Origin of the sequence: Hominenteromicrobium sp. (assembly GCF_046974225.1) — a bacterium.
GTDB lineage: Bacteria > Bacillota > Clostridia > Oscillospirales > Acutalibacteraceae > Hominenteromicrobium > Hominenteromicrobium mulieris.
In genome coordinates this window covers 166,780-180,237 of sequence record NZ_JBKWAE010000005.1, presented here as the reverse complement: position 1 = coordinate 180,237, position 13,458 = coordinate 166,780, and the positions used below count along the sequence as shown (strand labels likewise).

Genomic DNA, 13,458 nt, shown 5'->3' with positions numbered 1-13,458 from the left:
GCTGCCTGCGATGAATTTCCCGGCGGCGCCGTTCACGAGGATCACGTATCTGCCGCTTGATCTTGTAAACATAGCACGGGATTTTTGTCCAGTGCAGACACTCTCTCAGATACCAAAACCGATATGCCCCCAGAAACACACGGTATCGACCGCCCGTTTCAAGCGTCACACCGATGGGGTATTGCAGCAGCTCCATCACATCCGGCTTAGAAAGCTTCGAGTTTTCAACGGCGTGATAGCTTACTTCGCCGGGCATATCGATCCTGTCTGCATCGATGAGATGCACCCGCCCTATCGGCGGCTTTAACTCTTCTCGTGTGCTGCCTATCGCGTAAACACGACGGTATTGCTCGGCTATATTGTCCTCCACCCACTCCTTGCGCAAGATTTCCACAAGATATAGATGTTCCTTGCACGGAACCAATGCCCACTTCTCATTTTTTAGCGGCATGTCCTCCGGCACACGCCAACACAGCTCTTTTCCCGGCATACGGGACTGCTTGTACTGCGGTTTTGCATAAATGATCTCTGTCATGATATTCCTTTCCTCACCGCAAAGCGCCACTTTTGCGCGCTTATACTTGCGGTATAGTTGATTCTTCCTGTTTACTCTATTCTCTCTGTAAACTCTAAATACCGTATACCCCTTCTCCTTAACCAGGAATAAAAACTGTAGCTGGGGGTAAGGGTTCATAGGGGTGTCACATTTGACTACGGGGGTATTCAAAGAAGAAAGCAGCATGAGTAAAATACAGCGCAAAAGCAAAAGTTCCGCCGGTTTGTACCGACGGAAACGATTGAAGCTCTGCCCCTTATTGCCCATAAAACTGCGATCTTCCGCACGCACACAAAGGATCCCCTTATCGCGCAAGGCTGCTACAAGGCGCGAAATAGAGCGCTTTGAGCATCCGCACGCATCGGCAAGGCTGCGGCGTGAAATCGCCCAGCTATCCTCACCGATTTGCAGCATGATCTGGCTGTATACCTTCATTTCACGGTGGTGCAGCTTCTCTACATCATCCATGTCTGCGCGATATTTGAGCCCCTTGGTGTTCACAACGCGGTATGTATTACTGCGCTGACGGCCGTTCTCATCAAAGCGCGGCTTAACTTCCACTAAGCCCGCACGCGTCAGCTCGCGCAAAGCACGTGCATAGGTCGATTCACTGATTCCGAGCGCCTCGCAGGTCTTTCGTTTGCTCCAAAAGGATACACCCTCTTTGTCTGCATGCGCCTGTAAAAAAGCCAACAGCTTTACGCTGCGAGGGGTAAGGCTGCTGATATTAAGGTCTAATGTCGCGTAAAAGTCGTTCATCGGTCTTGCCTCTCCTTTGCGTTTAGTCTGTTAGCTTTTATGGATTTAGTCTTCGTTTTTGCTTATATTGCGCACAATACGGCAGCCAAACAGTGGCTCGTCCTGCATACAGTAATATGGGTCATCCGTTGCCGGAATGAAAAAAATCCCAGGTATGGGACTAGCCAAAAAACGCTTGGCTGCCTCTTGGTATCTTGGGTCTGACATCGGCATAGTCGGCTGATCCACTCCGTCTCGCAAAACCTGTGCAAAATTAGGCACTGCCTTTACACAAGCTAAATATATTGCATTTTCTTCATCTATCGTAAATGGATCGCCTACGTCTTTATTTGTAAAGAACAAAAAGTGTGGCATCCCGTATTTCTTGCCGTTTTTCACCTCAATTACGCAGGCACGCACACTATCTTTAGCATCGCACTGTACGCCGTCAAGCACAACCCAATCTGCCGGATATACAATATACCCATCCTTCATGTCCGTTCTTTTCAGCAATATATTTTTCTCTTTTGTGTATGGATCTTTCTGTGCCCAAAAAATGGCTAATTCTTTATAGCTTTCTTGTATGTTTCGCTCGCGATACATCCAGTATAAGCTGTTTTGCTCATCCACAGAAGCTGATTTTTGAGCGCAAAAAACCGAAAGCTCTCCCTGCACCAGAGCAGGAATACCTAACGTTAAAGAAATCAGATAATTCAAATACCTCGAGAATGTCGTTCCGAGTTTTTTAGCCTCCCGCGAAGCAACCCGAAAATTAGAGAGATCAAAGGTTATCACCGACTTTGCCTTAGCGACATCGCCAGATAAAACAACATCTTTTTTGGTTGTAGCGCCCTCCAAAAATTTTAGAAGCCGTTTATAAGCGTCGATACGCGCTTTGACTCTTTCATCAAAGGTATATGAGTTCTCTTGAGCTTCAATTAGCCGTTCGCGACAGAAGTCTATAAGATTATTGCGTACTTCATCTGGGATGTTTACCATCATCTTAATGATATAGTTAAGGACATACGTTAACTTACCATTGGCCAATGACGCATATAAATGAACTAATTCATAATTTGCTTCACTTAGCTCAATAGAGGTTCGTTGTATGCCTTTTTTCATGAATTCTATCACTTAGCAGATCCTCCATCGACTTATTTTACTGCATTGTATCATGATTATTTTTAAAAATCAAGCATATTTTGCATTTTTAGCTTGAGTTCACGAAACATTTTCAGTTTCCGCCGCGCTCTCCGGTGCGGGTTCGGGCGTAGGTTCTGGTGTCGGCTCCGGAGTAGCCTCAGGCACTTGCGCTACGGCCGACTGCGGAATATAGAAATATGTGCCATCCGGCAGCATAGCGTAGTAAAACTCTCCGCAAACGCCGGACACGACCATGTTTGTCCCGGCTTCAAGTGTCCCGTCTGCCTCTGCATCCGGGACAGGCAGCCAGTAATACGGCGCTGCCTCTACGTTATACGCGTTGAACTCGCTGACCGGGCTCACCACGTAGACCACCGGCTCCGGCGTCGCGGTCGGTTCTGTGCTCGGTTCCGGCGTAGCCGTGGGTTTTGGCGTTGCTGCGGCTTTGGTCTCCAATGCCTCTATGCGTATCTGCGCCTCCTGCAGATCACCGGTCATTGTGTTGATACGCACGATCTGCGAGATCAGCACCGCAATCACAAGTGCAATAGCCGTAACAATCCCAATAAAAGCCTGTTTGATTGTCATATTAAAACACCCTTTCAAGATACTTGCTGAGTAAATCCGTCCCGATATACGGATACGGGTCAACTCGGTTATTTTCTAAATATAATTCAAAATGTAAGTGGTTGCCGGATGAATTTCCGGTGCTGCCCACGTAACCGATCACGTCGCCCTGATGCACATACTGCCCATAAGATACCGCCACACTGGATAGATGCGCATACAGCGTGTCTACGCCCTCTGCGTGGTTGATTTTAACGTAATAGCCCCATGAGTAGCCCCACGAATCCGACGCATTTGCAACGGTCACTTTGCCGTCTGCGGCTGCATACACCGGCGTGCCCTCCGGCATACCGATGTCCATTCCTTTGTGCGGCGAACCGCTGTACATGCCGCCGAAATGCTGCGTGATGTTCTGCTCCCATCCCGGCTCAAGCGGTGCGCATAGACCGTGTGCATTCAGACTTCCCGGATACGTTCCCGAAATCGTACCGAACGTATAGCATCGCAAAAATTGCTCGATATAATTCGGGTTCCCGTAAGTGCTGCCGCCGCCCATTTTTTTCGAATAAGCTCTCGCGCACTCGACTGACCATACCCCGCTGTAATATGTATCGCAGAAATCGATAAAGCCGTCGCCCATGTTGTATGCCTGCAAAGCCTTGAACAAATTATTCTTGTCTGCCGGTGATTTGCAGCCGGTCTTTTTCACCTTGAGGCTAAAGCAATATACACCGATCTCAATGCTGTACTCGGGGTCAGTTATGCCATTCGGCTGTTTTACCGCCAAGCCGGATTCGGAGCACGCAAACGGGTCTTCCGGATCATCCAAAATGCCGGTCTCTGCCATACACAGCGCCAATAGAACCTCAACATATTCGGGTATGCCGTCTTTTTGTGCCCAATATGTAATGGATGCGCGGTAGGACTCCACGCGGTCGTTTAGATTTATCGCACGTCCGGCACTGCTCGCTAAGCTGCCAAAACTGTTTGAAAAGACTAATAACAGCACAACCATGCCGATCCAAATTGCCATGAGGATTTTAGGTAATCCTTTGGCGTCCGTCGCGGGTACATCTTTCGTTTTATTTGCTACGTGCTGCTGCGCCGCACGTGCCATATCGTGCGCATGTACAGCCGTAGCCGTCTGCGCACTTTCCTGTATTTTTTGCACCGTGCCAACCGTTACCTTTTTAGCCGTTTCGGTCGCAGCCTGTACGGCCACGCTGGTTCCTGCCGTCGCTGCACCGGCAGTTACGGTTGCCGTAGCTTTTACAGTCTCCACAGTGGCCGTCTTAGCTGCCTGCTGTGCACCGGCGCGTGCTACACGTGACACTGCTTCGGAGGTGCTTCTATACGCAGTCTTGGATGCAGCTTTATACGATGCCTGCACCGTATTTCCTGCACGCGACGTCGGCCGCCACGGGGAGTTTTTCGACGACGGTTGTACACCTCGTTCAACGGGGTTATTTTTACTCTTTCGCACAGCGCGCTTGATCTCGCTCGTCACAGCATCCTTAACCGCTCCTGCCGTCGATTTTGCACGGCCGACGACTTGATCCGCCGCAGCCGTTTCCGGCGCTTTGTCCCCATCTTGCTCCGGCGTATCAACGCTCATCGGTGCAGTGACGATTTTTTGCATCTCGGAGAGCTGCTCTGACATTTCCCGTAAACCGTCACTGCGCCCGTGCGCCTTGATCGTGCCTTTCTTTACCGTGTTCTCATACGTCGTAATGTTCATTTACTTCTTGCCCCCATCCGTCAGACGGCTTTGTGGACATCAGCTGATACAAGGGATTATCGGTCGGGAAATCGTTTTCAAACGGCACAATCGTGCTGCCGACCTTGATGAGTCCTGTGCCGTACTGCTCCTTGGCAAGCGCCTGCTTCTGCGCCTCAGACAGGCTAAACATTTCCGCAAGTACGTCTCTGTCCGGTGCAGACTGATACAGCATCGTGATGATGTAGCTGTTTTCGAGCAGCTTGCGTGCCTCCGGGCTGTTGAGTATTTCCGTTGTGTTCTGGGTCGCTCCGATAATATAGCCACCACGCTTGCGGATACGCTGCCAAAGCGATGCAAAATACTGTGCCGCGTATGGGTTACGGAAAATCGTCATGATCTCATCGATATAAATGTACGTGTGCCTCTTTTTCCGCCAGTTGTCCATTAGGCGGCTGTAAATCGATTCAAGGACAATGAGCATACCGACTGCATTCATCCCTTCACCAAGCTTTGAAAGGTCATAGTCGATGATGTGCGCCTGTGTATCGACGTTCGTGGGCTGTGCAAACATATCGTAAGAGCCCGAGGTATAAATTTCCATACGCAGCGCCAGTTCCTGCGCTTCCGGCGCATCCTGCTCTTTCAGCATACGGTACAGATCACCAAGCAGCGGCGACGACTTTGTATAACCGGACGCCACGACCGGCGCATACAGCTTTCGCACACAACGATCCAAAAGGCTTTTCATTTTGCCGTCAAGCACGTTGCCATCTTCCATAAGCAAGATACGGCAAAAAGACATGACAAATTCAAGCTTTTCTTTCAACGGTTCGCTGCTGCGGTCATCGGGGTCGGCACTGATCTCAAGCGGATTGATCCTGTGCTGTGTAGACGGAGATAAGGAGATCACCGTTCCGCCAAGCCTTTGTGTCGCCACAACATACTCACACTCCGGGTCAACGAAAAATATGTCTGCCTCCCCTTTCAGTGCGACCTGCAAAGCGTCCTCCTTGATGTGGAACGACTTACCGCCGCCGGTCGTCGCCAACACAAGGCTGTTGCCGCTCATCAGCATATCGCGGTTTATGGTAATGAGACGTTTCGTCTTTGCGTTAATACCGAACCACGAGCCGCCCGGATAATAGATTTCCTGCGCTGCAAACGGGCAAATACCGGCAAGCGCCTGCGTTGTTAGCAATCGATCCGCCTGAATAAACGGACGCCCAAAAGGCAATGCCGTATTCAGTCCCTCGTACTGCTGTGCAAGGAGCGGAAGAAACTGGCAGGAAATGGATTTTCCTTTGCTCATGATGCTTTCAGCATCGTTTTCCAGTTCTTCCCGCGTATCGGCAAAATGTGCTACGGTGACGGTAACAAGGTATAAGTTTTGGTCGCGCTCCTGTATAGCCTCCATGACTTCCTGTACTCCCGCCGCACGCTGCATCAGCTTATACGGCACGCTGCCGCTGTAATTGCCGTTGCGCTGTTGGTGCAGCGTATAGTTTACTATTTTCGTATCGATTGCCATACTGCGGCTTTCCGCCTCCGCCATCGCTTCGGCGCTCGGTATCGGCAGAAAATCGATTGTAAAGATCATCGGCTTGCCAATAGAGGCAATATCCGAAACAATGCGGTCGTTGAGATATATCGGATAGGCATTCAGGAACAGCGTTTTGCAGTATCGGCCGCCGATCTTCAAATGCGTACAGGAATTGAGAGCTTCCGCACTGAGCGGTGCAATGCTGTCTTTCCAGTTCATGCCGAGCTTTTTTTCTGCGTGAGCATCATATCGGAAAGTTTCCTCTAAACCCGGCCGGTAAATATCGTGCAGCAAACGCAGACGTTCAGACAAAGGCACAGCACGCAGCTCCACACCGAGCGCCTGAAAACTACTGATTAAATTTCCCTCCACGCGAGCAAAAAACGCTGCGGCATCTTCATCATTTCTTCGTCCTGCTGTTATCGTCAGATACGCCTGCTTCGTCATGCCGAGCGTACCGCGCACCTGTTCCCGCAGTACGGTATTCATATTCTCCCGATAATCATCCAACTCATCTTCCGGGTTCATCGGGATCAACACATCGCGCTCAAACTGCTCCTGCCGTATCGGTCGAAAGAAAATACTGATCTTCGCGTAAATGCCTTTATCGATAGAATTGAGCAGTGCTGAATAATCCACAAGCCGACGCATCTTTTCTTCATCGCGCAGCTCCGTGTAGTTGATGTCCGTAAACGCAAACATTTTGGAATATTCTCCGCTGTCAAGTACGAATGTACCATCATTCAGAATGTGCTTGACCGGGATCATCTCCTGCGTGCTGCGCGGAATTTTCATGCTTCCCTGTTGATACTGCTCCGCGCCCCTCAAGGTCTTTTTCCAAAGCATCTTTGCCTTTCTCCCTTCTGTTCTTCATTTCATTCAGCTCGACCGCACGTGCGGCTGTGCAAAGCTGTTCAATCTCATTTGCGTGTATATTGCTGCCCTTAAAAACAAGCCTGCGAGGCATCAAGAGCGCATGCAGCCAGCATAACGCCACACGTTCGGCGGACATTTTATGCCACTTAAAAAAGCCTATCAAGGCCAACGGCGCACTTGCGCATAACGTAAGGAACGATGCCATATCGGTACTGCCGAAACGCGTATATACATTCCAAAAAGTGATAAAGCCCGCACATAGCGCTGCAGCACTCCAAATAGTCTGACGCACAGATAAACCGGATAGGAACTCATCTTTAATATCTCGTATTTCTTGGTTTACTTTGATTTGCATAACTCTTTTCGCTCCTTCCTTACACAAATCCCAACAGCTTATGCGTCATGTTGTCGGCACCTTTTATAATAGCGCTGAGAGACGACAAGTACAGAAGCAGCATGACCGGTTTCGCCATCGTACCCAGAAAGCCCAACATCCCGCCTACCTGTGTCATCACAGCATCATCCGCTATCGCGCAAAACAGCTGTATGGCGATTACCATCGTAACGGCTTCCATGCAAACTCCGAACACGTTTTTTATATAGTTGCGGCCATACATGGCGGTTACATTTCCACCGGCAAAAAACGCCAACGGAACCGGCGCTATCGACATATAGACATAGACTTTGAGAAACCGCCCGAACACCGTCAGCAGTAAAACCAGACCGCTGATAATGACCGCAATATATAAAATACCGGTCAGGATGTTAATGGACAGCAGCTCGCCTATCGCACCGGCAATACCGCCCGGTGAGCTTTCGTCTATATTGGGAAGAAGTCCGGCTTGTCCGCCCATCGCCTCAATCAGGCGGCTTGTTAAGCTGCGGACAACGGAGAACATCGGCATGAGGATTATATCCGTACCGCGTACCACCAGAGCATTGACGATCACGAGCCGCGCCAAGGTTTTGAATATTGCAATCGGCGTTTTTTGCTCGATCAGCGACACGGCAGATTGTATGTACCCTACGCAAAATGCAACAAGCATCAGTGATGATGCAAACCCTTTCAATATCGTATTCAGAATTGAAATATACTCGTATGCGTGCGGGCTAAAATCCGAGAGATCTTCCGTCAGCACCGAGTACATCAATCCGAATATCTGTGTTAAAAATTGCAGCACAAGTTCATACAAAGCAGTTCACTCCCTTTTATGCTGTTGTCATACCGAGGAACGTCAGAATCTGCTGTGCGAAGCAAAGGGTAAATCCACCGATAATACACGTAACACCTATAATGCGCTTCGTAGAATCGTGGCTAAATCCTGCCATGACGATTTGCACAAGACCAAATAAGCCTACAAATATACCTACTACTTTCAGCAGCCCGAAAAACATCGTCAACAAATTGCTAATTGGTGTGTCGATCTCTGCCACACCGGTGCTTGCAAAGCAGGGGATAGCAAGCAGCACTGCGCTTGCCACCGCAAAGTATGCGTACCGTGCGTATTTTCCCACTCGGTTCAAATTAAACTTTCTCATGTGAATCGCTCCTTTAATTTAGTTCGACATTTTGAAGGTCAAAGGTAAACACACCATCCACCTCGTCTTCATCAACGTCTGTTTCGTTGATCTGTATTGTGTTCGTTTCCGGCAAAAGCTCTGACGAAACATAAGAATACTGCGGCGCACCGCCGTCGGCCGAAAGCTTAATTCTCGGATGCCGGTTCAGGTCGTATTTTTCGTCGATTATCGGCCGCTCATCGGCTAAGATCATAATTACGCTGCCAATTTTGCCTTTCAGTAGCTTGTTTTTTAGACGTACCTCTGTTACATCCATCAAAGCGCGGCCACTGTTTTGCTCATTGGTGCTGTTGCTGCCACTCGTCCAACTATGCGTTGTACCGTAGCTACGGTTATCGATCGTTTCCTGTCCCATCGCTTTGGAAATCCATTCGTGTGTGCTCTGCTCGTTGCCGCCGAGATATAGTATCTCATCGCACATGCCGGACACGGACTCCCAGTCGTCCGGGAACATACGCTTGATCTGCGATATATTTTGCAGAATAATCGATAATGTGATGTTGCGCGAACGCATCGTCGCAACCCAGTTTTGGAAGCTGTCCGGCAACGTAATATTTCGCGCTTCCTCGAGCACAAAATGCACCGGCACGGGTAAGCTGCCGGTGCTGCGTGCATCTGCCTGTGCCATCATAAGCTGAAAAAGCTGTGTGATGAGCGCCGATGCCAGAAAATGGAAACTGTTGTCGTCCGGCATACGGATAAACAGCGCCGTTTTTTCTTCGCCAATCTTTTCGAGTTCCAATTCATCACCGGTCGTTAGGTTTACCACGTCTTCAAGCAAAAACTTTTCCAAGCGGCTGAGAAGCGATTCCTGAATACTCATGATCGTCTCCCCTGCACCCTTACGGTAAGCATCAAAGTAGCGCACCGCTATATGCCTCGGGCTTCTGGCACGCAGTTCCTCAATGAGCACCTGTGTCGCAGAGATACCGGCTTCATCGCCTTCTTCGACGGTCTCGGCAAGGATCAACTCCATAACTGTTCCGAAATTCATTTCCGTCTCCGGGCATTCATACCACACGTAATACATGAGCGCCGAAAGCATCATTTTCGCCGTCTTGTCCCAAAAGGCATCACCACCATGCTTCGTTTTATCCTCGGTATTTGCAAATAGGTTTGTGATAAAGCCTTGTATGTCACTCTCTCGTTTGAAATAAATGAATGGGTTATACCGAAAACTACTAAGCATGTCAATTAGGTCAAAGACACGGATTTTGTAGCCCTCTGCCTTAAATACATTGCCAATATCGCGCAACAGCTCTCCTTTCGGATCCATGATGATATAAGATGAGTTACATTGCAGTAAATTAGGCTTTACATACGCTCGCGTTTTGCGTGAGCCGGAGCCACCGATAACAAGCGTAAATAGGTTTTTATCCAGCTTGCGCTGATCCGTTGTGATGCTCAAATGTCTGGATAAGATGCGGTTTTCATCCGGGTGTTCTTTGTCGTGGAGCCGATGGTTCAGCAGGTACACATTTTCCCATTTCGCTGAGCCGTGTTCTTCGCCGTGGCGAAAATTCTTCTGTGAGCTAAATATGTATAAAAGCACTAACGCATAACCGCCCAGAAATATGCCCACGGCTTTTCCGGTATCGGCACAGAATTCCAACCGAAACGGATGTGCAGTGATCTCATTCATGTTCAGCAAAATCCCGGGCAAGCCGCCCTCTGCATACGGCGCGATCAGCACCGCAAGCCAAAGCACAAATACCGCCCCGATGCCTGCCATGATCCAAGCCGTTAATGTATTTTTTCCTCTCATCTTTTGAACTCGCTCACAATTATTTTATAACCGTTTTCCTTTATTTTTTCCTCATAATGCCGCAACTCGCCTTTGGGGTCTGTAACGATATAAGGTACGCTGCATTCCGGTGAACTCGGTTCCACACACAAGCAACCTCTTGCCGCTAATTCTTTTTCATTTTTCATCATATTGTCCTCCATTTCTTTGACCGAAGTCGATTTTCGATCACCATAATTTCTTGTGCTGCGATGCTCTGCGCTGTGGATAACGCTCGCAGCAGATTTTCAATTTTATCTGTGCCGAGCGCCGTCGGGACGCGCACACACACTTCCTGCGGCAAAACGCCAAAATGTACGCATACAATATACGCTGCACATTTTGCAATGATCTCATTTGCCGGTGTATCCGGCAGCGCTGTTTTCTCATTCTCCTGAAAAACCAGCGCAAAATCTTTTTCGGCCAATGCTTCAAGCGCGGCGTAGCAAAGCATAGCTCTTTCCATCTGCCCCGACTGCACAAGGTACGCACGGGCTTCACGGTCATAGTGGATGCCCGTCACACCTTGTTGTTCGACGATTTTCAGCTCGTCGATCTGATTTAGAGTGATCCTGCAAATGGCAAGCGTGTTATAGATCGTACCTTTCAGCGTCAGTTTTTCTCCGGCATCTGTCTGCGTAATGTCATACCATTTGCTCGGTACTATGGTTTTTCGCTGCGTGTCTGCTCCTGCATCCAACCATATTGGTTTTGCCTCTGCACCCGGCAGAAGCTGCACGCCTAAGCCGCGCCATGATGCAGCCGTTGCAATACGTGTTGCCTTCTCATTCTGCAATGCGATCAGCATAGCGTTTTTAACGCCAAACCGCATACGTCCCATAACCTGCAACACTTTCTCCAAAAAGCGCTCGTTGACGAACATCTCATCCCGCGCCCTTACCCAACGTGTATTCAGCGCTTTCCATGATTGCTTTTTTCTGCCGCCGGAACCCTTCTTCATTTTGAAAGTACGGCGCGCTCGCAGAACCGTATCCACAGAACCGGCAACATTGCCGTTTTTTCCGTCTTTTTTTTCGTCGTCCTTGAGGAATGTCGGTTCATCATCAGCCGACCAAGCTAAAGGCTTTATATCTTCTTTTGAAATCGCCATACACTCCGCCTTACTTTCTTGTCAGCCTTTGCGGCTTTACCTTCGGCGTCTTCTGAATGACCTTATCGGTATTTGAAGTACGTCCACCTGCCTGCATCTGGCGCACAGCTTCCGCAATTCTCGCTTCTTTTTGCGTGTTGACGTTTTTTGCAGCCTCCAGCTTTTTCATAACAGATGGCTTGTCCTGTACCGGCACAGTACGTTTGGTTTTCACAACCTTCTCGCCGAGCAGCGGGTCGTCTTGGTTATAAAGTTCAAAATTGTGCTGACGCTTTTCTTCGATTCGCTCTGCAAAGTCTTTATCGATAGAAGCCGTAACATCTGCCCAAATTTCTTCAGCCTCTTGTTCCGTTACGGATGTCTTCAAGTCGTCGGAGGACAGACGGCTTTTCCGTTCCGTCTGTCCTTTCGTAGGGTTTGGCTCCGGCTTTAAAAGGTCTTGTGCGCTGCCGCGTGCCTCTTTAACCGCATCCTGCACTCGAACTTGATCTTTTCCAATCACAACCTCCGGAATCGGTTCGTTGATGTTCGCAGCCTTAGACGGATCACGTTCGATCTCCGCCTGTGTAACGTCCGTCAGCACAGCCAGTTTATTGCGCTCGATCAGACGGTTGATAACTGCTGCATCCTCGCCGCGCACCATTAAGGTCGATAACCCATCGCCGTTGCTGTCGTGCAAATGCAAGTACCGCAAGCCATAGGGCCGTACAGCTTTTTTAAATGTTTCGATAGCTTCATCGCTCATCGAGATAAAGCGCACCTCTGATGTACTCGTCAAAAAATCTCGGCATTTTCGCGCCGGGATCATTTTATCTGCGCTGTATCGGATCGCCGCTACGAGCGCTGCCAGAACTTCTTTGCTCCCGCGTAGGAGCAGCTTCGTTCCTTCGATGCTCAAGGTGATGATCGCTTGTTCGTCCATTTTCTTTTCCCCTTTCTGTTTCAAATGTTTTTACTTCATGTGCTTTGTCGATTTTGGATTTGATCTGCGGCTGCTGCTCGAGGATTTGCGCACAGAGCTTTGCTTCTGAGCGCAGCTTTTTGAGCTGCGCGTTGATCTTCTCAATCTTCTCAAGCTGCTCCTGTATTTCAGCATCGCCCATCTCCAAACGCCGCAGCACTGCTCTTACTTCTTCCCGCTCGTCGATCTGCCCGGAGATTTCGTGCTGCACTACGCGTAACCGCTGCTCTACGTCATCGCGAGTTTTAAGATTATATTTTGCAACATAATCGAACTGCTTTATGTACGCGTTCAGCTGCCAACGCGCCGTGGTAAATGCACTGCCGTATACTTTGGGACGCCGCTTAAAAACGCCGAGATAATAAAGCCATTTATAATAAAGCGCCCGTATTCCATGCGCTTTAGATTTCCGACATACCGTTCCTCGCAAGCGCATTTTTCTTTTTTGCACCGTCGGCTGCTCTATAACTTTGGTTTTGCCGAGCAGCCGGTCTGCTTTGATACGGAGAATGCGCAAGTGCAGCGCTTCCGGCTCGTAGTTTTCTCCAAGCGACTGCAAACGAATATTTCGTTCACCGCCCGGCGGACAAATCGCAACATACTTTCGATCTGTCATAACGGCATACCCGTACGCTCGCAGCGTATCGTAAAAAGCTTCGAGCGATTCTATATTTTCATTTGCGAGTATGCGGTCTATGTCTTCGCGCAGCGCTTTACGCCGGTTCGGCTTTCCTTCTTTCTCTGCCTGCCAAGCTGCATACGGCATACCTCGGCGTACCGGCTTGATGAGCGATAACCCGTACTCTCTGCAAAGCGCATCCGAAACTGTTCGCATTTGCCAATAATTCTTTTCTTTCCATAGACGTTTGCCGTCCAGAAACG

The 13,458-nt window shown here is 49.2% G+C and carries 13 protein-coding genes; all 13 read right to left on the bottom strand.

Going from position 1 to position 13,458, the window contains the following annotated elements:
• Positions 1–1,315: helix-turn-helix domain-containing protein (locus ACLTX1_RS05915; protein ID WP_412330627.1), on the bottom strand; the 1,315-nt coding region annotated here is incomplete at its 3' end.
• Between the two features lie 45 nt (positions 1,316–1,360).
• On the bottom strand, positions 1,361–2,428 hold the full coding sequence (locus ACLTX1_RS05910; RefSeq protein ID WP_412330626.1) for a hypothetical protein: 1,068 nt from the start codon (positions 2,426–2,428) through the stop codon (positions 1,361–1,363).
• Positions 2,429–2,515: 87 nt separating this feature from the next.
• Complete coding sequence (locus ACLTX1_RS05905) at positions 2,516–3,025, bottom strand: hypothetical protein (protein WP_412330625.1); 510 nt, start codon at positions 3,023–3,025, stop codon at positions 2,516–2,518.
• A 1-nt stretch (position 3,026) separates the two neighbouring features.
• Entirely contained in the window at positions 3,027–4,742 is a 1,716-nt protein-coding gene (locus ACLTX1_RS05900; RefSeq protein ID WP_412330624.1) for a peptidoglycan DD-metalloendopeptidase family protein, read from the bottom strand.
• Complete coding sequence (locus tag ACLTX1_RS05895; protein ID WP_395590929.1) at positions 4,723–7,059, bottom strand: VirB4-like conjugal transfer ATPase, CD1110 family; 2,337 nt, start codon at positions 7,057–7,059, stop codon at positions 4,723–4,725. The genes ACLTX1_RS05900 and ACLTX1_RS05895 overlap by 20 nt, the downstream gene beginning before the upstream one ends.
• Positions 7,004–7,495 (bottom strand): PrgI family protein, encoded by a 492-nt coding sequence (locus tag ACLTX1_RS05890; protein WP_395590928.1) that lies wholly within the window; start codon positions 7,493–7,495, stop codon positions 7,004–7,006. Before ACLTX1_RS05890 ends, ACLTX1_RS05895 begins: the two co-directional genes overlap by 56 nt.
• 19 nt (positions 7,496–7,514) lie before the next feature.
• Complete coding sequence (locus ACLTX1_RS05885; RefSeq protein WP_412330623.1) at positions 7,515–8,333, bottom strand: hypothetical protein; 819 nt, start codon at positions 8,331–8,333, stop codon at positions 7,515–7,517.
• 16 nt (positions 8,334–8,349) lie between these two features.
• Entirely contained in the window at positions 8,350–8,679 is a 330-nt protein-coding gene (locus ACLTX1_RS05880; RefSeq protein ID WP_412330622.1) for a hypothetical protein, read from the bottom strand.
• 13 nt (positions 8,680–8,692) lie between these two features.
• Positions 8,693–10,453: a VirD4-like conjugal transfer protein, CD1115 family gene (locus ACLTX1_RS05875; RefSeq protein WP_412330621.1), complete on the bottom strand. Its 1,761-nt coding sequence runs from the start codon at positions 10,451–10,453 to the stop codon at positions 8,693–8,695.
• Positions 10,454–10,482: 29 nt separating this feature from the next.
• Positions 10,483–10,656 (bottom strand): hypothetical protein, encoded by a 174-nt coding sequence (locus tag ACLTX1_RS05870; RefSeq protein WP_308449042.1) that lies wholly within the window; start codon positions 10,654–10,656, stop codon positions 10,483–10,485.
• Positions 10,653–11,615, bottom strand: a complete 963-nt coding sequence (locus ACLTX1_RS05865; RefSeq protein ID WP_412330620.1) for a hypothetical protein — start codon at positions 11,613–11,615, stop codon at positions 10,653–10,655. Before ACLTX1_RS05865 ends, ACLTX1_RS05870 begins: the two co-directional genes overlap by 4 nt.
• Positions 11,616–11,625: 10 nt before the next feature.
• The gene (locus ACLTX1_RS05860) at positions 11,626–12,423 is read right to left on the bottom strand and encodes a DUF3801 domain-containing protein (RefSeq protein WP_412330628.1); all 798 of its coding nucleotides are present in this window, start codon (positions 12,421–12,423) and stop codon (positions 11,626–11,628) included.
• A gap of 1 nt (position 12,424) precedes the next feature.
• On the bottom strand, positions 12,425–13,411 hold the full coding sequence (locus ACLTX1_RS05855; RefSeq protein ID WP_412330619.1) for a hypothetical protein: 987 nt from the start codon (positions 13,409–13,411) through the stop codon (positions 12,425–12,427).
• Between the last annotated feature and the right edge of the window lie 47 nt (positions 13,412–13,458).